The sequence below is a fragment of the Mannheimia massilioguelmaensis genome (assembly GCF_000940515.1).
Lineage (GTDB): Bacteria > Pseudomonadota > Gammaproteobacteria > Enterobacterales > Pasteurellaceae > Basfia > Basfia bettyae.
This window is the reverse complement of record NZ_CDQL01000008.1, coordinates 1-20,324: the sequence shown is the minus strand read 5'-3', so window position 1 is coordinate 20,324 and position 20,324 is coordinate 1. Positions and strand designations below refer to the sequence as shown.

Sequence of the window (20,324 nt, the reverse complement as noted above, 5' to 3'; positions counted from 1 at the left end):
CTGATTCCTTTTAACAATGAATTAATCTACCCATTCACTACGATTTGGTGAATTTAATACTTGCTGACATAAGAAAGGCTCTGGCGGCAGAACTTTCTTTTTCGGTGTAGTAGTTGATGGCTGTTTCGGTTCAAACCATGAATATAGTTCAGCACCACAACCATCGCCTAAAGGAACAGGATCTTGATTTTCACAATAACTCGCTCCCTGAGGGCACAGAATACGCACATGGAAATGGGAATCATGCCCGTACCAAGGACGAATCTTTCTTAACCATCTGCGATCACCATGCTCAGTCTGGCAAAGTTTAACTTTAATTGCTGGGTTCACAAAAATACGCGCAACATTATTATCCTGAGCAGCTAACTTGATTAAATTAAAATGGTTAACATTCCAGATATGCTCATCTACTCGCTGAGTGGCTGGATTAACCACAAGTAATCCTTTACCATCTGAATTTTGAGCATCATTATCAGATAAACTCCCCATTCGTAACCAAATATCCGCATCTAAGCCCATTTGATGACTCGCATGCCCCGTTAGAAACCGCCCCCCACCAGGCATAGCAATATCGCCAATTAACATGGTTGGTAAACCTGCTTGTTTTACTTTTTTACCTAATCGTTCTAAATAGCTAATCATATCAGGGTGTCCATAGAAACGATTTTTATTCATTCGAATCACTTGGAAACCTTCACCTTTTGCTGGCATTGGTACTGCACCTAAAATGCAACCATTACTGTAAGAACCTATAGGTTGGGGCTTACCATCATTAGTTGGAATCGGACGTTTGATATTTTGCCAATCTTGTGGCGTCGCCTGTATTGAGCTCACTAAGCCAATTAGTGCGGTCAAAAAACAGAAAATTTTTATATATCTATTCATGATTTATTGGCATCTATAAATATGCGGAAAATAACCGCACTTTTTGCTAGTTTGTTTATTTTAAGCCACATTGTCCTTTATGTCTAAGAAGGTGGTCTAATAATACAATCGCCACCATAGCTTCCGCAATAGCTACAGCTCGAATGCCGACACAAGGATCATGACGACCTTTAGTGATCAGCTCGACTGGCTCATTATTTAAATTCACAGTTCTACCAGGGATAGTAATACTTGAGGTGGGTTTTAACGCGATTGTGGCAATAATCGGTTGACCGTTACTAATTCCACCAAGAATACCGCCTGCATGATTTGATAAAAATCCTCCAGGAATCATTTCATCACGATGCTCTGTGCCTTTTTGCTCAACCACATCAAAACCATCACCGATTTCTACAGCTTTTACCGCATTAATGCCCATTAATGCATAGGCAAGTTCAGCATCTAAACGATCGAATACAGGTTCACCTAAGCCTACAGGCACATTTTCTGCCACCACCGTTAGCTTAGCACCAATAGAATTGCCTTCTTTTTTAAGCTCACGAATTAAATTTTCGAATTTTTCTACCGCACTTTGATCAGGGCAAAAAAATGGATTGTTATTTACTTGTTCCCAATCAATCTTAGTGAGATCCTGTTTTTCAATTTTAATCGGACCTATTTGTGATAAAAAGCCACGGACTTCAATAGCAAAATTGTCACGTAAATATTTTTTTGCAATTGCCCCAGCAGCCACGCGCATAGCGGTTTCACGAGCTGATGAACGACCACCACCACGATAATCTCTAAGACCATATTTCTGCTGATAAGTATAATCCGCATGTCCAGGGCGGAATTTATTCATAATATCCTTATAATCGTTGGAACGTTGATCAGCATTTTTGATGATCATTCCAATGCTAGTACCCGTAGTTTTGCCTTCAAAAACACCTGATAAAATTTGAATTTCATCAGCCTCACGGCGAGCTGTAGTATAATGCGACGTTCCAGGTTTACGGCGATCTAACTCGAGTTGAATATCTGCCTCTGAAATTGCTAATCCTGGTGGCACACCATCAACAATGCAACCTAATGCTACGCCATGAGATTCACCAAATGTTGTGACTCTAAATAATTGACCAATACTATTTCCTGCCATGTTGTGTTCCTTTTTTTATAAGATTATAGATTTTTTAAGGGAAATTTTTCAGATCCAACTTTCACTTCTTCATTGGTCTCTTGATTTTTAATAAACACATCTAATTGGTTAAATGCGATTTCAATATTATGTTCTGCAAATAATTCATGAATACGTCTATTTAAGGCATCAAGGGTTCTCGTACGATCAATCAAATCGCCCACATAAACACGTAATTCATGATCTAGCGTACTTGCACCAAAAGTTAAAAAATATGCCATAGGTTGTAACGCTTTAGGCTCTTTCAATACCTTGTCGTTTTCTTCAGCTGCTTGTAATAATAAATTACGAACTAATTCAAGATCTGATCCATAAGCCACACCGACTGAAATCACCACTCTTGTCACAGAAGTGGTCAATGCCCAGTTAACAATACGCTCAGTCACAAAAGCTTTATTAGGAACAATAATTTCTTTCTTATCATAATCAATTAAAGTTGTGGCACGAATCTTAATTCTTGATACGGTTCCTGTAAATTCGCCAATAGTAATCTGATCGCCAATACGTACTGGACGTTCAAATAAAATAATAATCCCTGATACAAAATTAGCAAAAATCTCTTGCATACCAAAGCCTAACCCCACAGAAAGTGCGGCAAATAACCATTGTAATTTCGACCAAGACATTCCTAAAGTGCCGAAGGCTAGGCTTGCACCTAATGCAATAATAATATAGGTCAATAATGTGGTGATGGTATATGGAGTACCTTGCGATAATTCCAAATTGGAAAAAACAAAAACTTCAAGTAACCCGCCAATATTGCGAATTAAGACATAAGTTGCAAAAAGGACTAAAACTGCAATCAGTAAATTAAATAATGTCACGGATTCCATAACCGTACCAGTTTCAGTAACTACCGATTGTTTCCATAACGTTACACCATCAAGATAATAGGCTACAGTGACGAGATCCGACCAAACCCAATACATCAAGCCAAATAATACAAACCATAATAAGAAATCCGTAATTTTGGAAATTTGGTGTTTAACTTCACTGACTGCTAAGGTTTCCTCTTTAACTTCTAGTGCGACTTCTCCACCATCAGACTCCGCATTTTCATTTGCTTCAGCACGTAATCTTGCTTGTTCTCGTTTTTCTTGTAAACGTTTTGCTGCCAAACGACGAGCAGTCACAGCAAATCCACGTCTGACAATGTTGCGGAAAATAACCCAACTCATAGCAGCAAAATAGGTTGCTACTAAATGTTCAATAATCACTAATCCCGTATAGTAATAACCACAAGCAATCAGCACAATTAAAATAATCGGTGCTAATAACAAAATCGCTCGGACGGCATAAAGAGAATAAACCGCAGCGCTTTTCTTTTCTTCTTTTGTTTCTTTTTGGTAATCGGAAATCGCTTTTCTAAATGCTGGTGCAACAATAAAGATGGTGACCACTAACATAATAATTGTCATCACCTGACCAATGACATCGTAAGTTACCCCCATATCCAAATTGGTGAAAATAGAGGTATTCAACATTAATGCAATGACCCATACTGAACGTTTTAGAATATTACGGAAGGTTTCATTACTTTGTTTCGGCATTCCAAAATGACTATAGGCAATTCCATTTGGACGCAACATCGCTAACAAAAAGGCAAAATATAACCAATAAAAGGACATCTTCAATCCCCAAGGCCATGCTGGGGCAGGATCTTGAAAACAAATATAGGTAACAAAGATAAATACAGCCAAAAACATAAATGTACTTGGCAGACATAAAATTAATGTCCAAAAAATTGCCAACGGTGTATTCCAATGATTATCAGTACCAATGGATTTAATTTTATTATTAATATGATTTAATCGTTGCTTAATTGCATTTTTCTTTCTAAGAATAAGCATAGTTAAGACGACTAATAATAAAATCCAAGACATGGCTGGGGCAAGATTGTCTTTCCAATTGGAAAAATCAAAAATTTTGCCAATTTCTCTCAATTGAAATTTAATTAGTAGCGGTGCTTCTGAAAACCATTTTAAATCAATATTATTATTGCTTTTCACCCAAAAGCTTTGCTGTTTTAATTTTTCCTGTAAAGTATCACTAATAGTTTGTACTTGTTGTTGATTTAATTCCAAATTAATTGATACATTTAACTGGCTATTTAACTGTTTTAACAGATCAGTGAGCGATTTCTCACGGCTCAACAAAATCTCTTGTAATTGTTTTTTCTCACTGTTAGTGAATGTGACCTTCTCTGATTTTTCAAGATTTGCAATATAGGTTTCCGTATTTCCTGAATTGTTTTTAAACTCCGTCACATCAAAAATTCTTACACGAAGATCAGCAATTTGTTTTGACAACCCTTTAATCATTGAGTCTTGTGGTAAAGCTTGTTTTTGCTTATTGATAATACGTGAAAGTACCAATGTCCCTTGTAAAGCACTGATCTGTTCTTCAATATTATGTTGAGTTTGCTGTAAGTTATCTAAAATGCCTTTAATACGTAAATTATCTTGCGATAATTCATTATATTTACTGGTTTGTTCTAAAAGCTCTTTAGTTACAATCGTATTAAGTTCTAATTCATGTACTATGACAGGATTCGTATCTGTAGTGACATTTTTTTGTTGAGACTCCGCCGCTTTCTCTGCTTGCTGTTGAGATTGCTGTAAATTTTTCTCGTTGATAGCATCCTGTAATGCTGTTAATTCAAGCTGGAGTTGCTGCTGAGCTAAATTCTTTTCGTTGACTTGGCTAGTATATAATGCAGTAAGCGCCTCATTTCCTGATAGCAAAACTTGATTATATGCATTTTTCGCTTCGGCTAATGCTTGTTCAGTGATTAATTTAGTACGTAAGGTGTTATCAAGATTTGCATCAGACAATTTTTCATTAATCGTTTGAATATTTTTTAAATTTTCTGCCAATGCTGCTTGAGTACGTTCTGGTGCAGTCTTTTGACTAGATAAATTTGCATTTAGTGAAGTCAATTGCGTTTGCAAGCTTTGCAACTCATTTAATGTATCGACACTTTTAGCTTGTAATACTGATGTACTTAATTTTGAAAATTCAGCTTTTAACTGCTCAGAAGTTTTCTCTTGTGCAGTTAATTTTTCAATATTACTTTTACTTTCAGCTAAAGATTTTGCTGAATTATCAATATCTTTACGTAACTGATCGGTATCTGCTTTTTGCTTAGTAAGCTGAGTTAACAAATTTTGCGTATCTTGCAAATTTTGCAGAGTACTCTTAACCGTTTCAGTCTGCTCTTCTTTTTGTAAGGTATCTATTTGTGATTGTAATGACTTTTCAGTGGGAAGCTCAAGGGCAAAAGCATTGCTTACAAAAGCAAGCAATAAGCCAATACTAAACAAAAAGGAACGAGAATGTTTTAACATGGATTTTAATTTCCTAATAACTTAACTAATTCAGCTTTAAGCAAACTACGTGAAATTTTGATATTACCTTGTCGCTGATATTTTTCTACATCTAAAGGGAAATAGATTATAGGTTGTTTAAATTTTTCTATTCTATCTGATAACCAAATTTTTAAATTTTCTACCGCACTTTTAAATTCATAAGCGGGATGAAATTGAACCATCGCTACAGGTCGTTGCCCAAATTCAGGATCGTCTTTGGGTAAAATAAACACTTGAGCAACGGAAACATGACGTTGAATACATTTTTCAATATCTTCAGGTTGAATATTCTCACCGCCAGAAATAAACATATTATCTAAACGCCCTAAAATAACTAGTTCATCATCAAGCCATTGTGCTTTATCTCGGGTCTGAAACCACCCTTGAGGATTAGTCAATGATTGAATATAATTTTCTATCCAATAACCACTGGCAAGCCCTGCCCCCTTCAACCATACTTCTTGATCTACCAATTGATATTCACGCCCTTTCAACGCTTGACCAACACCAACCTTTCCATCACTTTTTTTAGCAAATACCGTAGATGCCATCTCGGTCATACCATAACCAGAATAACACTGAATACCAAATGACTTAACTTGAGAAGTTAAGTCAACTGGAATTTGTGAGCCCCCTAATAAAATATGTTTAGTATGATATTTATCAATTTGGGATGCTGAAAGATAAGTTAACAAACGCTGTAACTGTGTTGGTACTAAAGAAACATGTGTTGCATGTAATACTGAAGCATAAAAATCGCTTCCTGCTAAATGTAATTCAGCACCAACATTCAACCAACGCCAAATGACACCCTGACCAGAAACATGATACAAAGGTAAGGACAATAACCAACTATCTTGGCGACCAAAATGCATTAATTCACATACACCTTCTGCATTTGCCAAATGAGCATCAATATTATGCACTACTGCCTTAGGTAAACCTGTTGAACCTGATGTTAACGTGAGAGTATATCCCTCGTTTAAGTCAAAACTGCGGTCAGTTTCAGAAAAATTTTGGGTTGATTCAAGTCTGTCTAATTGGGAGCTAAAAAAAAGGCAATAAGTTATTTTATTAACTTTACATAATTGGCTAATTTTTTCCGCTGTAAAAGCAGGATTAAGCATTAATACACGTAATCCTAATTGCAAACCTGCTAAATAATAACATACTATATCTAGGCTATTTTTGCCACACAATGCAATGCCTTGCCCAGATTGTAAGGAATGCTCTCGCAATATTTGTAAAGCACTTTGAATACGGTTATTAAGCTGTTGCCAAGTAAAAACTTCGCCCTGCGAAAAATCTCGCAAGGCGATTTTATGTTTAAACTGTTCTAATTCAGCATATTGCTGCCAAAGAAAACTCATACTAATTTGCAGTAAAAAATGGTCTCACTTGATCGATCAATTGTTCGGGCAAATGCATAAACTGCATTGCACGTTCCAACATCAACATTTTACGTCCACTATTAGTATTGGTGATTACCCAATATGGCGTATCAGGAATTTGACGAGGTTTAGTATGGTTACCCGCAGCTAACAAAGTTGCTTCATCACGAGCAAAATAAGTCCGTGTACGACCTTGCGAAGTTTCTTGCTCTGTAGCCTGAGCAAAACTCTCTGGGTTAGTACGGTAAAGAACAGACAAAATAGCTAAGAAACGTACAACAGCCTTTGACTCTTCTTGAAAACTTTTTGAATCTAACAAATTTTGAACTTTAGTCACAACCTGTTGAATAGATTGTTCTGATTGTTTTTTCGTTGTCACTTTCACAGGTGCTTCAACAGTCACCTTAGAATCATCTAGCTCATGGGCTTTTTTGGTCAATAACGCTTTTTCTGCCACTATTGTATCTTTCGGTTGAGCAAAATCAAGAGCGGTAGAACTTACGCTAGATGAGGATAAATTTAACAGCCGACGTAAAATATCAGAGGCACTTTCACCAATTGATTGTGTCTGACTCGCAATATATTGATAAAGTTCTTCATCTACTTCAATAATTTTCATATTATCTTCTCTCAACAAATGACTTGATCCAAGACGGAATTTTTATCATTATAACCATTTATTTACAAATTCTCTATGCAAAAATTATCAAACTATGCAATTACTTAATCATAACTTTCATCAACTAAAACAACCTGCTAATTCACAAACTATAGTCTTTATTCATGGTCTATTTGGCGATATGAATAATCTTGGTGTAATTGCACGTGCTTTTAGTGAGAATTACAATATTTTGCGCATTGATTTACGTAACCATGGACATAGTTTTCATGCACCAGAAATGAGCTATGATGTAATGGCTAAAGATGTCATTTTTCTCCTTGAATATTTGCAAATTACACATTGTATTTTAGTAGGGCATTCCATGGGCGGAAAAACAGCTATGAAAGTTGCAGATTTACGCCCAGTTCTTATTGATAAACTGATTTGCATTGATATTGGACCGATCGTCTATGGGCAAGGTTGGCATGAAAACGTATTTGCTGGATTAAATGCTGTAAAACAAGCTGAATCTCAATCTCGTCAACAAGCCAAACCGATTTTAGAACAACATATTGAGGATCAGAATATCATTCAATTTATGTTGAAATCTTTTGATGCTAGCGCAACTGAAAAATTTCGCTTTAATTTGACCGCACTTTATCAAAATTATTCCTATATTATGGGCTGGAATCCTGTCTATTTTGATAAGCCTACACTCTTTATCAAAGGTGGTAATTCTAACTACTTATTACCAGAATACACTCAACAAATTCTACAGCAATTTCCTCATGCGACCTCATTTACTATTGCTGGTTGCGGGCATTGGATACATGCAGAAAAACCCCACTTAGTAATAAGCACAATAGAACGATTTTTAGCATTAAATTAATCGGTAAATCCTATTTAATTTGTATGGATTTTATGATATAGTTCGACATATTTTCATAAAGAAGAAAATCATTCTCAAAGTGAGAATGATTTGTTCTTTGATAATTTCAGTGATTTGAAATATGGCAAAACAAGACTCAGATTGCATAACTTTAGATCTGTTCGCTAACATTCCGAAAGTTGGACGCCCTAAAACAAATCCACTGAGTCGCGAACAACAAATCAGAATTAACAAACGTAATCAACTTAAACGTGATAAATCTAGTGGTTTAAAACGAGTAGAATTGAAATTACATACTGATTTAGTTCAGCAATTAGAAGATTTAGCATCTCAACTTCGCCTTAGCAGAGCGGAAGTGATTGAAAAAATTTTACAAAATTATTTTAGTATTGAAAAAAATAGGTAAGAAAAAGAATGGCTATTGTTGGTTTATTTTATGGCAGCGATACAGGCAATACAGAAAATATTGCTAAAATGATCCAAAAACAATTAGGTAATGAATTAGTTGATATCCGTGATATTGCAAAAACAACAAAAGAAGATATAGAAGCATATGATTTTCTAATGCTTGGCATTCCTACTTGGTATTATGGAGAAGCTCAAGCAGATTGGGACGATTTCTTTCCTACTTTAGAACAAATTGATTTTACAGATAAATTAGTAGCTATTTTTGGTTGTGGAGACCAAGAAGATTATGCTGATTATTTCTGTGATGCAATGGGTACAGTGCGTGATATTGTTGAACAACGTGGAGCAATTGTAGTAGGTAATTGGTCAACAGAAGGCTATACATTTGAATCTTCACGTGCATTAATTAATGATAATACATTTGTTGGTTTATGTATTGATGAAGATCGCCAACCAGAATTAACCAATGAACGCGTAACTACTTGGGTTAAACAAGTTTACGATGAAATGTGTTTAGCAGAATTAGCTTAACCATATGGGGAGAATAAAATGTCTGAAGAAAATATACAACTATTAAAAAAGGCTGGTTTAAAAATTACAGAGCCTCGTCTCACTATTTTAGCCTTAATGCAAGAACATAAAATGCAACACTTCTCTGCTGAAGATGTATATAAAATTCTTTTAGAAAAAGGCGAAGAAATTGGTTTAGCAACGGTATACCGTGTATTGAACCAATTTGACGAAGCTCACATTTTAACTCGCCATAATTTTGAAGGTAACAAATCAGTATTTGAGCTGGCTCCAACAGAACACCATGATCATATTATTTGTGTAGACTGTGGTAAAGTTTTTGAATTCAATGATGAAGTCATCGAACAGCGTCAACAAGAAATCAGTAAAGAACATGGTATTAAATTACAAAATCATAGCTTATATCTTTATGGCAAATGTTCAGATATTGAGAAATGTGGTAAATGACTAAATCTGAAAATTAAAGCCCGATTTATTCGGGCTTTTTTTACAAAATTATTTTAGAGAAATGATGCTTTTTGTGCTATAATTTGCCTAATTTTTCATAAGAAAATTAGGATATGTAAATGACTGAATTAGTCCAAGATATAACCCCTGTTAGTATTGAAGAAGAACTAAAATCTTCCTATCTCGATTATGCAATGTCTGTTATTGTCGGACGTGCATTACCCGATGTGCGTGATGGTTTAAAACCCGTTCACCGCCGTGTTTTATTCTCTATGAATCAAAGTGGCAACACTTACAATAAAGCTTATGTAAAATCCGCTCGTGTGGTAGGTGATGTTATCGGTAAATACCACCCTCATGGAGATAGTGCGGTATATGATACTATAGTGCGTATGGCTCAGCCATTTTCACTTCGTTATATGTTGGTCGATGGTCAAGGTAACTTTGGTTCAATTGATGGCGATGCCCCTGCTGCAATGCGTTATACTGAAGTACGCATGCAAAAAATCACACAAGAATTACTTACTGACTTAGATAAAGAAACCGTTGATTTCTCGCCTAACTATGATGGCAAAGAAATGATCCCTGACGTATTACCAACAAAGATCCCCGCTTTATTAGTAAATGGTTCTTCTGGTATTGCTGTTGGTATGGCAACCAATATTCCACCACATAATTTAGGTGAAGTCATGGATGGTTGCTTAGCTTACATGGATAACGAAAATATTAGTATTGACGAATTAATGCAGTTTATTCCGGGCCCAGACTTCCCTACTGCGGCATTAATTAATGGTCGTAAAGGTATCGAAGAAGCTTATAAAACGGGTCGTGGTAAAGTTTATGTACGTGCAAAAGCAAGTGTAGAAACTAACGATAAAGGTCGTGAACAAATCATCATCACTGAAATTCCATACCAAGTCAATAAAGCCAAATTAGTAGAAAAAATTGGCGAATTAGTTCGAGATAAAAAAATTGAAGGTATCAGTGGTATCTTAGATCTTTCAAGTAAAGAAGGTATCCGCTTAGAAATAGATATTAAACGTGATGCCGTAGGTGAAGTCGTTTTAAATAACCTTTATGCATTAACGCAAATGCAAATCACCTTTGGTATTAACATGGTAGCATTAGACCATGGGCAACCAAAACTTTTCAATTTAAAACAAATTATTGAAGCTTTCGTAAAACACCGTCGTGAAGTGGTTACTCGACGTACTGTATATGAACTACGTAAAGCGCGTGAACGTGCTCATATTTTAGAAGGCTTAGCTATTGCTCTCGCCAATATTGATCCTGTTATTGAACTTATTCGTGCTTCGAAAACTGCGGATGAAGCTCGTGAAGCATTACTTGCTCGTTCTTGGAATTTAGGTAATGTTGCCCCAATGTTGGAAGCTGCTGGCGTAGACTCATCTCGCCCAGATGGCTTAGCCGCTGAATTAGGTGTACATAATGGGCAATATTTCTTATCTGATACTCAAGCTCGTGCTATTTTAGAATTGCGTTTACATCGTTTAACAGGTTTAGAACATGAAAAAATTGTGGAAGAATACCACGAAATTCTTGTTCAAATTGGTGAGTTGATTCATATTTTAACGAGTGCGATTCGCTTAAATGAAGTGATTCGAGAAGAATTAGAACTTGTCAAAGACACTTATAATGATGCACGTTGTACTGAAATTACTGCGGCATCAGGTGATATTAACCTTGAGGACTTAATTGCTCAAGAAGATGTTGTTGTAACACTTTCTCATGAAGGTTATGTGAAATATCAACCACTTGCTGACTATGAAGCTCAACGTCGTGGTGGTAAAGGTAAATCTGCAACGAAGATGAAAGAAGAAGACTTCATCGAACGTTTATTGGTTGCTAATACGCATGACACAATTCTCTGTTTCTCAAGCCGTGGGCGTTTATACTGGCTAAAAGTATATCAATTACCAGAAGCAAGTCGTGGCTCACGTGGACGTCCAATCGTCAATATTCTTCCTTTAGAAGATAATGAACGTATCACTGCAATTCTTCCAATTGCAGGTTATGATGAAGATAAATTTGTGGTTATGGCAACTGCTGGCGGCATAGTGAAGAAAACTGCCCTAACTGAATTCAGCCGTCCTCGTGCAAATGGTATTATCGCCGTGAATTTACGTGATGAAGATGAATTAATTGGCGTAGACATCACTGATGGTTCAAATGAAATTATGTTGTTCTCATCACAAGGCCGTGTAGTACGTTTTGCAGAAACTGCAGTTCGTGCAATGGGCCGTACGGCAACGGGTGTTCGTGGTATTAAACTTGCCTTAACTAATGATTTATCTGATGATGAAAGTGCGGTAGAAATTGAAGAAATTTCTGATGATAATGCAGAAGAATCTTTAGATCTAAATGTTGATAAAGTAGTTTCATTAGTCGTGCCAAAAAATGAAGGTGCAATATTAACTGCGACACAAAATGGTTACGGTAAACGTACTCAACTGGCTGAATATCCAACGAAATCACGTAATACTAAAGGTGTAATCTCAATTAAAGTCAGTGAGCGTAATGGTAAAGTTGTGGCGGCAACACAAGTTGAAGAGACGGATCAAATTATGCTGATTACTGATGCAGGTACTTTAGTTCGTACTCGTGTAAGTGAAGTAAGTATCGTCGGTCGTAATACTCAAGGTGTGCGTTTGATCCGTACCGCAGAAGAAGAACATGTGGTAAGCTTAGAACGTGTTGCTGAAGCAGAGGAAGATTTTGATACTGTTGACATTGATGTCTCAGAATAAGATCCTAAATCTAATAAATATTATCACTCAAAAGGCTAGTATAAACTAGCCTTTTTCTATCATAAAAGTGCGGAACAAATTTTTAAAATTTTGACCGCACTTTTAGCGCAATTTATCTGCCAGTAAAAACTGTAGTACTGAATCCATTCTTAAATGAGGAATAATATCACCATTTTCTAGGCGCTGTGGTTCAAAATGATCAAATTCAAAACGTTGCGTTTCCCAAAAATCAGCACTTGGTAATTTACTTGGAACTGAACCAGGATAGATTGTAATCTTTTGTTTATCTTTAGAACGAACACCTTGCACAGCTTTTATGCTCTTACCATTTTGATTCACAATAACTTGTTGAGTCGCACGAATTGCAGCAATCGCTGTATATTCTGTTTCAATACCTTCAAATTCTGCATGACGCCCACCATCTTGTACTAGTTGACGCATTAAACTGACTAAATTAGGCAATTGATCAGTGGTAATATGATCAGCTTTCGTAGCAATAAACATTAGTTTGTCTATCCGTGGTGAGAATAACCGATTAAGCAAAGTACGTTTACCATAGTGAAAATTCTTAAAGAGTTGTTGTAGCCCTTCTTGCATATCTGTAAAGGCTTGATGACCATGATTAATTGGCGTTAAACAGTCTGCTAAAATGACCTGCCGATCAAAATTGGCAAAGTAATTTTCATAGAAACCTTTTACTATTTTATTGCGATAATAGTCGTAACGTTGAGTTAATATACTAAAGTAACTATTTGATTTACAAATATTTTTTAGATGATGCCATTGTTGCTCAGATAAATGTGATAAAGGAAAAAATTGTAATGCTGGAGCCCCTTCTAATTCACCAGGAAGTACAAAGCGACCAGGCTGAATAAAATGCAAACCTTGTGCTTTGCAAGCTTGTAAGTAGTCGGTGTAATCTTTCGCAATTTGAGCCAACATATCTTCATTAGCAATTGCCGTTAAATCCAATTCTTTGACTTTATTCAACCAAACTTGTGAAAGCTCAACACGTCTACCTTGATATATGTGCGCTTGTTCCATTGACCATTTTTGATAATTTAAATCTAATAAAGGTAAATCTAATAACCATTCTCCAGGATAATCAAAAATATCCACATATAATGTCCCCTTTTCTTTAATGTGGCTAAGAATTCCTTGATTATAATATCGAATAGCTAAACGAGTTTCACTTACTCCACGTGTTGATTCTGGCCATTTAGGCGGTTGACTCATCAGGGCATTGAGATTACTTTCATAATCAAACCGAGGAATACTCAAATTCACTTGAGGTATGCGTTTCACACCAATAATATTTTTATTGCGTACAGCTTCAAACAATGGCAGATGTTGGTTTGTGATCCCGTCAATACTCGTTAATTGATTAATTAAGCTAGTAATAAAAGCCGTTTTACCACTTCGACTCAGACCAGTAATCGCAATACGCAAAGTTCGATCTAAACCGCGATTAATAAATTGATTTACTTCTCTTTGAATGCTGTGAAACATATAAATATTTTTCCCAAACTGTATCAATAAAAAATGTCAGATGATTTATTCGCAATCTTATAAAATGCTTTAAAATACCGCTTTTCCGTGAATTCCAATAGATTAAAGATAGCCAATTTCATCAATATATTTTAAAATTCTCCTATAATTTATCACGAATAACTTTGATATGCTTATTAGAAAAATTGCTTTTATTCATTTTCTGTTTCTTTTTATTAGCTTACCATCAATTGTATTAGCTGCACCTCGTGTACCTGAAGAATTAACAGAAAATGGACTAGTTTACTGTACACATAGTTCTGGCTTCTCATTTAATCCGCAAACTGCGGATGCAGGAACCAGTATGAATGTAGTCACAGAACAAATCTATAATAAATTATTTGAAATCAGAAATAATAGCTCTCGACTTGAACCATCACTTGCTGAATCTTATAAAATTTCTGAAGATGGTAAATTAATTACTATTCATTTGCGTAAAGGGGTTAAATTCCATAGCACTCCTTGGTTTACACCTAGTCGTGATTTTAATTCAGATGATGTTGTTTATTCCTTAAATCGTGTTTTAGGTCATGATACTTCATTACCTGAATTTGATAACAGTAATGAAGAAAATAATACTAATCGCCAATATCAAATTTTTCATGAGCTAGCTAAAAAAACAAGATTTCCCTATTTTGATAGCATAAAGCTCAATAAAAAAATTGAAAAAGTTACCGCACTAGATCCTTATACCGTACAAATTCAATTATTTGCACCAGATGCATCTATTCTGTCTCATTTAGCCAGCCAATATGCTATTATTTTCTCTCATGAATATGCACTTCAATTAAATTCGGATGATAATTTAATTCAATTAGATTTATTGCCTGTAGGAACAGGTCCATACCAATTAAAAAATTATTTTCGTAACCAATATATCAGACTTATCCGCAACGAAGACTATTGGAATAAAGAAGCTAAAATTCAAAATATCATTATTGATTTATCACCAGATCGTACTGGACGTTTGGCAAAATTCTTTAATGGAGAATGTCAAATTGCAGCCTTTCCTGATGTCAGCCAATTAGGTTTATTGCGTCAAGATGGAGAACGTTTCCAAACAACATTAACAGACGGTATGAATTTAGCCTTCTTAGCATTTAATTTTAAACGTCCACAAATGCAAGATATTGAATTGCGTAGAGCAATTTCGCAAGCAATTAATCGTCATCGAATTATTAAAGATATTTATTACAACACTGCAAGTGTTGCAAATAGCATTATCCCAAGTGTTTCTTGGGCAGGTATTGCGGACAATCCAACATTTGCTTACGATTATTCGCCAGTCAAAGCTCGTAAAGTTCTTGCTAATCAAAAACTCACCTTAGAAATGTGGGTATTAAATGAAGATCAGGTTTATAATCCTTCCCCGATAAAAATGGCCGAGCTTATAAAGTATGATCTAAAACGTGCGGGAGTTGATGTAAATGTGCGGTTAATTTCACGTAATTTTTTAATGGAACAACTACGTAATAATAATGAAAATTATGATCTAATTTTAGGTGGCTGGCTTGCTGTTAGCCTTGATCCAGATAGCTTCATGAGACCTATTTTAAGTTGTAGAACAACAAATGAAATTACTAATATTTCAAACTGGTGTTCAGCAAGTTTTGAAGAAATCCTTGATCGAGCATTGATCAGTTCAAATCCCAATTTACGTGCTATAGATTATCGTCTTGCAGAACAGCAAGTTTTATCTGAATTGCCGATAATCCCAATTGCTAGTGTAAAACGAATTTTAATATCTAATACAAAGGTTAAAGGCGTGAGTATGAACCCATTTGGTAGTATTTCATTTGATAAACTCTCCTTAGAAAAAGGAAATAAAAAATGATTTACTCTCTATTACGCCGCATATTTCTATTTATTATTATCTTATTTATTTTAAGTTTAGTTAGTTATACTATTTTTATGCGGGATCCTGTTAATCAAGTCTTTGCTGAACCTTATTTTTATTCAGGTTACTTAGTTTATGTAAAAAACTTATTACAAGGTGATTTTGGAATAACATACAATGGTGGTGATTCCCTACTTACCCTGATTCTTACTGTGCTTCCTCCCACATTAGAATTATGTTTCTTTGCTATGTTTTTAGCCCTTTTATTTGGTTTACCTTTAGGTCTGGCTGCAACGTACTTAAATAAAAACTCATTTGGTAAAACGATCAAAGTACTTTCTTCTTTAGGTTTATCCGTGCCGATTTTTTGGATCGGACCACTATTACTCTATGTCGCTGCGATTTATCATTGGGAAATTTCTGCGGTAGGCCCTTTCAATTTACTCTATGAAATTCCCACAATCACAGGATTTACTGCTATTGATGTATGGTTTATAGATGAACCTTATCGAATCAAAGTTATCCAAAATGTATTCCAACATTTAGTTTTACCAACTTTAGTACTATCCATTTCACCGACCATGGAAATTACCCAATTTGTACAACAACGGTCAGAATATATTTTGTCACAAAATTATGTAAAATTATCACTAACCCAAGGTTGGTCTCCATGGAAAATATTAACCAGATATATTATTCATAACACATTACCCGTTCTTATTCCTCTAATGCCACGCTTGGTTACATTTGTATTGGCACAAAGTATGTTAATTGAGGGAATTTTTGCTTGGCCGGGGATTGGTCGTTGGATGATGGATGCTGTTGCACAACAAGATTATAATAGTATCTCTGCAGGAGTAATGGTTATCGGCTTATTTATTATTTTAATTAATCTATTTGCTGATATATTAACATTCATTCTTGATCCATTTAATAAGAAGGGCTGGTATGCAAGATAAAGAGCCTTATGAATTCCGTAATACAGAAGCTGTAAAAGCTATCTGGTATATTTTTCGACGTTCTCGAATTACCATGTTTAGCCTTTATGCTTTTATTGGTTTAATTTTATTAGCGATACTTAGTCCATTCATTACACCTTACAACAGTAATACACAATTTATAGGACAAGAACTTATCCCGCCATCTTGGTTTCCAGATGGTGAAGTCATCTATTTTTTTGGTACTGATGATATAGGACGTGATCTTCTAAGCCGTTTAATTGCTGGTGTCACATATACCTTTGGTTCCGCAACAATTGTTATTATCTTTACAGGAATTTTAGGTGGCATATTAGGCATCATAGCGGGAATGTCTACAGGAATAAGATCAAGAATTTTAAGTCATTTTCTTGATGCTTTTTTATCAGTTCCTATATTATTAATTGCTATGATTATTGCAACACTCATGGAAGCAAGTCTATTCAATGCAATGCTAGCTATTTTTTTAGCTTTATTACCGCACTTTATCCATGAAATTTATCAAGCGATTCAGCAAGAGTTAAAGAAAGAATATGTACTTATGTTACAACTAGATGGTGCATCTAATATAGAATTATTAAAAGAAACTATTTTGCCGAATATTAGCGTACACTATATTAAAGAACTTACACGTGCATTTGTTGTCGCTATTCTTGATATTAGTGCTCTCAGCTTTATTTCCTTGGGTGCACAGAGACCAGCTCCTGAATGGGGTGCAATGATTAGAGATTCATTAGAACTCATTTATCTCGCCCCCTGGACTGTGATCTTACCAGGTATTGCAATTATAACTTCTTCTCTCATTGTTATTATTCTAGGAACAGGCATAAGTAAAGCCATTGAAAAATATTATAAATAGGTACAAATATGGCATTATTAGATATCAGAAACCTTAGTATTGAAGTTGATACGCCAAATGGACGAATTAAAATTGTTGATAACGTTGATCTCACCTTAAATGACGGCGATATTTGTGGACTCGTTGGAGAATCAGGCTCAGGAAAAAGTATTATTGCAAAAGTCATCAGTAATTCATTTAAAGATAGCTGGATTATTACTGCCGATAGATTTCGATTTAACGACATAGAATTACTCAAACTAAGTCCTTATAAACGTCGCAAATTAGTCGGTAAAGAAATTTCAATGATCTACCAAGAGCCACTTACTTATTTAGATCCAAGTAAAAAAGTGGGAAAACAAATCATCCAAAATATTCCCTCCTGGACATTTAAGGGGAAAGTTTGGCACTGGTTTGGATGGAAAAAGCGTCGTGCCATTGAATTATTACATCGTGTCGGGATAAAAGATCATCAAGACATTATGAATAGTTATCCAAATGAAATTACTGAAGGTGAAGGTCAAAAGGTTATGATTGCGATTGCAATAGCTAATCAGCCTCGATTACTTATTGCTGATGAACCAACTAATTCATTAGAACCAACGACACAGCTACAAATATTTAAATTACTGTCTAGTATGAATCAAAATAATGGAACCTCTATTTTATTAGCTAGTAATGACATTTCTGGAATTAGTGAATGGTGTAATACTTTCACTGTACTTTATTGTGGACAAAATGCAGAATCAGGACCAAAAGAAAATATTTTAGAAACACCACATCACCCATATACGGCTGCATTATTACATTCAACACCAGATTTTACTCAACCATTACCATTAAAAAGTAAATTAAATACTTTAAAAGGAACTGTACCATTAATAGAACAAATGCCTATTGGGTGTAGATTAGGCCCACGTTGTCCTTTTGCACAAAAGAAATGTATTACAAAGCCACCTTTACGTCATATTAAACAACATGAATTTGCCTGCCACTATCCACTTAACTTATTGGAAACAGCACCTCGCAAAGAAAAATATATAATGAGCCCATTAACATTAAGCTCTGAAAGTAAAATTAGTTAAAAGAGGAAAATATGAGTTCATTATTACAAGTTCAATCATTATCTAAGTCTTTCGGACGTAAATCTAAACTATTCGGTAAAAATGATGTTAAAGCTGTGCAAAATGTCAGTTTTACTCTAGAAAAAAAGCAAATGCTTGCAATTATTGGCAAAAATGGTTCAGGAAAATCAACCTTAGCTAAAATGATTGTTGGTATCACTGAGCCAACTTCAGGAAATATATTGTTTAATGGTAGTTCCCTTGTATATGGTGATTATCAACGCCGAGCAAATCATATTAGAATGGTATTCCAAGACACTAATAATGCATTTAACCCGAGATTAAATGTGGGGCAAACCTTAGATGACCCTCTAAGATTGCTCACAACATTAAATGAAAAAGGCAGAAATGAACGTATATTTGATACATTATACTTAGTGGGCCTATCAGCTGAACATGCTAATATTCCTATTCACACACTAACAATGAGCCAAAAACAACGTGTTGCTCTTGCTCGAGCAATCATATTAGAGCCTGAAATTATAATAATCGATGATGCTATTGGTTTTCTAGATGCCTCTGTAAAAACTCAGCTAACTAATTTATTACTAGATTTACAAGAAAGATTAGGACTTTCTTATATTTATGTAGGTCAACATTTAGGCATTATCAAACATTGTGCAGATCAACTGTTAGTCATGGATAATGGGGAAATGATTGAATATGGTTTAACTAGAGAAATTCTTACTCATCCCAAAAATGATATAACAAAACGCTTAATTGAAAGCTATTTTGGTAAACTACTTACTGATAGCTCATGGCAAAATACACAAACTTAGCCTATAAAAATATGCTGATATATCTATCTAATATAGATATAAAACTAATTGAGGGGCGCCTTACTAGATTAGCCTATATATCTCTCTATCGCTCACATCAACAAAAACTACATGGTTGCTTTAAAACGGGTCTTATTATTCTTATTGGTCGTTTAAATCGTTTTATCCACCCATCGTTAAAACTACACTAAAACGATAAAAGAGAGCTTATGCTCTCTTTTTAATTGACGAAAGTGCGGTATCATATTCTAAAATTTTTATTAATCATACCGAGATGAATATTAGCGTTTTTCAGTATTTCACTTGGTTAAAATTCTCTAAAAATATACCACACTTTGCCTATTTTATAAGCCTCTATCATCTTGCAACTTTGTTGCGCTAGCTTGGCTCTATTTTTATCTTCTTTTTATTTTGGCTTTATGGCTTTTATTTTTTAGTTGTTATTTTACTTCCTTATTTTTTATTGCTTTTATTCTCTTAATTTTACTATTTTTTTATTTCTTACTTTCTTATTTTTCTTTTTTACTCACTTGGTTTTATGGTTACTTACTTTCTTTTTTTGCTTTCTTACTTTTCTTGATTTTTGCTTTTTACTCTCTTATTTTTTTCTTTTTACTTGCTTTTCACTTTCACTTCAACCTTGATTTGTGCTCACCAGCCCAAAAAACAAAAAAACCGTTAATCCCTCGATTAACGGTTTCCTTCGGCTATTTGCCTAATTATGACCTGGCGGTGACCTACTCTCACATGGGGATCCCC

16 protein-coding genes and 1 pseudogene are annotated in these 20,324 nt (G+C 34.9%); 11 read left to right on the top strand and 6 right to left on the bottom strand.

What is annotated here, in order from left to right; translation table 11 throughout:
- Window positions 1–21: 21 nt before the first annotated feature.
- Genes mepA through seqA form a run of 5 tightly spaced genes read right to left on the bottom strand, consistent with a single transcriptional unit; the run spans window position 22 to window position 7,437 of the window.
- Window positions 22–885 carry a penicillin-insensitive murein endopeptidase gene (mepA, locus tag BN1226_RS08540; protein ID WP_044470835.1) on the bottom strand — a complete coding sequence of 288 codons (864 nt, stop codon included), beginning with the start codon at window positions 883–885 and terminating at the stop codon, window positions 22–24.
- A 55-nt stretch (window positions 886–940) separates the two neighbouring features.
- Complete coding sequence (gene aroC, locus BN1226_RS08535) at window positions 941–2,020, bottom strand: chorismate synthase (protein WP_044470834.1); 1,080 nt, start codon at window positions 2,018–2,020, stop codon at window positions 941–943.
- A 23-nt stretch (window positions 2,021–2,043) separates the two neighbouring features.
- Window positions 2,044–5,406 carry a mechanosensitive channel MscK gene (mscK, locus tag BN1226_RS08530; protein WP_044470833.1) on the bottom strand — a complete coding sequence of 1,121 codons (3,363 nt, stop codon included), beginning with the start codon at window positions 5,404–5,406 and terminating at the stop codon, window positions 2,044–2,046.
- A gap of 5 nt (window positions 5,407–5,411) precedes the next feature.
- The gene (menE, locus tag BN1226_RS08525; RefSeq protein WP_044470832.1) at window positions 5,412–6,797 is read right to left on the bottom strand and encodes an o-succinylbenzoate--CoA ligase; all 1,386 of its coding nucleotides are present in this window, start codon (window positions 6,795–6,797) and stop codon (window positions 5,412–5,414) included.
- Between the two features lies 1 nt (window position 6,798).
- Window positions 6,799–7,437 (bottom strand): replication initiation negative regulator SeqA, encoded by a 639-nt coding sequence (gene seqA / locus BN1226_RS08520; RefSeq protein WP_044470831.1) that lies wholly within the window; start codon window positions 7,435–7,437, stop codon window positions 6,799–6,801.
- Window positions 7,438–7,531: 94 nt separating this feature from the next.
- On the opposite strand from seqA, the gene BN1226_RS08515 reads away from it, so the two are divergent.
- From BN1226_RS08515 to gyrA, 5 genes are all read left to right on the top strand, one after another.
- Complete coding sequence (locus BN1226_RS08515; RefSeq protein WP_044470830.1) at window positions 7,532–8,308, top strand: alpha/beta fold hydrolase; 777 nt, start codon at window positions 7,532–7,534, stop codon at window positions 8,306–8,308.
- Window positions 8,309–8,429: 121 nt separating this feature from the next.
- Window positions 8,430–8,714 carry a LexA regulated protein gene (gene ybfE, locus BN1226_RS08510; protein WP_005760020.1) on the top strand — a complete coding sequence of 95 codons (285 nt, stop codon included), beginning with the start codon at window positions 8,430–8,432 and terminating at the stop codon, window positions 8,712–8,714.
- A gap of 8 nt (window positions 8,715–8,722) precedes the next feature.
- The gene (gene fldA, locus BN1226_RS08505; protein WP_005760108.1) at window positions 8,723–9,247 is read left to right on the top strand and encodes a flavodoxin FldA; all 525 of its coding nucleotides are present in this window, start codon (window positions 8,723–8,725) and stop codon (window positions 9,245–9,247) included.
- A gap of 18 nt (window positions 9,248–9,265) precedes the next feature.
- Window positions 9,266–9,694, top strand: a complete 429-nt coding sequence (fur, locus tag BN1226_RS08500; RefSeq protein WP_005760113.1) for a ferric iron uptake transcriptional regulator — start codon at window positions 9,266–9,268, stop codon at window positions 9,692–9,694.
- 119 nt (window positions 9,695–9,813) lie between these two features.
- Window positions 9,814–12,462: a DNA topoisomerase (ATP-hydrolyzing) subunit A gene (gyrA, locus tag BN1226_RS08495; protein ID WP_044470829.1), complete on the top strand. Its 2,649-nt coding sequence runs from the start codon at window positions 9,814–9,816 to the stop codon at window positions 12,460–12,462.
- Window positions 12,463–12,564: 102 nt separating this feature from the next.
- Here gyrA and BN1226_RS08490 read toward each other — a convergent pair whose 3' ends face one another.
- Window positions 12,565–13,971: a YcjX family GTP-binding protein gene (locus BN1226_RS08490; protein WP_044470828.1), complete on the bottom strand. Its 1,407-nt coding sequence runs from the start codon at window positions 13,969–13,971 to the stop codon at window positions 12,565–12,567.
- 169 nt (window positions 13,972–14,140) lie between these two features.
- On the opposite strand from BN1226_RS08490, the gene BN1226_RS08485 reads away from it, so the two are divergent.
- The 6 genes and pseudogenes from BN1226_RS08485 to BN1226_RS10905 all read left to right on the top strand — a co-directional run.
- Complete coding sequence (locus BN1226_RS08485; protein ID WP_044470827.1) at window positions 14,141–15,844, top strand: ABC transporter substrate-binding protein; 1,704 nt, start codon at window positions 14,141–14,143, stop codon at window positions 15,842–15,844.
- Window positions 15,841–16,806: an ABC transporter permease gene (locus BN1226_RS08480; protein ID WP_044470826.1), complete on the top strand. Its 966-nt coding sequence runs from the start codon at window positions 15,841–15,843 to the stop codon at window positions 16,804–16,806. The genes BN1226_RS08485 and BN1226_RS08480 overlap by 4 nt, the downstream gene beginning before the upstream one ends.
- Window positions 16,796–17,683: an ABC transporter permease subunit gene (locus tag BN1226_RS08475; RefSeq protein ID WP_044470825.1), complete on the top strand. Its 888-nt coding sequence runs from the start codon at window positions 16,796–16,798 to the stop codon at window positions 17,681–17,683. Before BN1226_RS08480 ends, BN1226_RS08475 begins: the two co-directional genes overlap by 11 nt.
- A gap of 8 nt (window positions 17,684–17,691) precedes the next feature.
- Window positions 17,692–18,747 (top strand): peptide ABC transporter ATP-binding protein, encoded by a 1,056-nt coding sequence (locus BN1226_RS08470; RefSeq protein WP_044470824.1) that lies wholly within the window; start codon window positions 17,692–17,694, stop codon window positions 18,745–18,747.
- Window positions 18,748–18,758: 11 nt separating this feature from the next.
- Window positions 18,759–19,565 carry a peptide ABC transporter ATP-binding protein gene (locus tag BN1226_RS08465; protein WP_044470823.1) on the top strand — a complete coding sequence of 269 codons (807 nt, stop codon included), beginning with the start codon at window positions 18,759–18,761 and terminating at the stop codon, window positions 19,563–19,565.
- A 47-nt stretch (window positions 19,566–19,612) separates the two neighbouring features.
- Window positions 19,613–19,756 (top strand): annotated as a pseudogene (locus BN1226_RS10905) (FAD-dependent oxidoreductase); the annotation flags it as partial.
- Between the last annotated feature and the right edge of the window lie 568 nt (window positions 19,757–20,324).

Bases quoted from the DNA above. Each gene is read 5' to 3' on its own strand.
- mepA (WP_044470835.1), bottom strand. From the start codon at position 885: ATGAATAGATATATAAAAATTTTCTGTTTTTTGACCGCACTAATTGGC.
- aroC (WP_044470834.1), bottom strand. From the start codon at position 2,020: ATGGCAGGAAATAGTATTGGTCAATTATTTAGAGTCACAACATTTGGT.
- mscK (WP_044470833.1), bottom strand. From the start codon at position 5,406: ATGTTAAAACATTCTCGTTCCTTTTTGTTTAGTATTGGCTTATTGCTT.
- menE (WP_044470832.1), bottom strand. From the start codon at position 6,797: ATGAGTTTTCTTTGGCAGCAATATGCTGAATTAGAACAGTTTAAACAT.
- seqA (WP_044470831.1), bottom strand. From the start codon at position 7,437: ATGAAAATTATTGAAGTAGATGAAGAACTTTATCAATATATTGCGAGT.
- BN1226_RS08515 (WP_044470830.1), top strand. From the start codon at position 7,532: ATGCAATTACTTAATCATAACTTTCATCAACTAAAACAACCTGCTAAT.
- ybfE (WP_005760020.1), top strand. From the start codon at position 8,430: ATGGCAAAACAAGACTCAGATTGCATAACTTTAGATCTGTTCGCTAAC.
- fldA (WP_005760108.1), top strand. From the start codon at position 8,723: ATGGCTATTGTTGGTTTATTTTATGGCAGCGATACAGGCAATACAGAA.
- fur (WP_005760113.1), top strand. From the start codon at position 9,266: ATGTCTGAAGAAAATATACAACTATTAAAAAAGGCTGGTTTAAAAATT.
- gyrA (WP_044470829.1), top strand. From the start codon at position 9,814: ATGACTGAATTAGTCCAAGATATAACCCCTGTTAGTATTGAAGAAGAA.
- BN1226_RS08490 (WP_044470828.1), bottom strand. From the start codon at position 13,971: ATGTTTCACAGCATTCAAAGAGAAGTAAATCAATTTATTAATCGCGGT.
- BN1226_RS08485 (WP_044470827.1), top strand. From the start codon at position 14,141: ATGCTTATTAGAAAAATTGCTTTTATTCATTTTCTGTTTCTTTTTATT.
- BN1226_RS08480 (WP_044470826.1), top strand. From the start codon at position 15,841: ATGATTTACTCTCTATTACGCCGCATATTTCTATTTATTATTATCTTA.
- BN1226_RS08475 (WP_044470825.1), top strand. From the start codon at position 16,796: ATGCAAGATAAAGAGCCTTATGAATTCCGTAATACAGAAGCTGTAAAA.
- BN1226_RS08470 (WP_044470824.1), top strand. From the start codon at position 17,692: ATGGCATTATTAGATATCAGAAACCTTAGTATTGAAGTTGATACGCCA.
- BN1226_RS08465 (WP_044470823.1), top strand. From the start codon at position 18,759: ATGAGTTCATTATTACAAGTTCAATCATTATCTAAGTCTTTCGGACGT.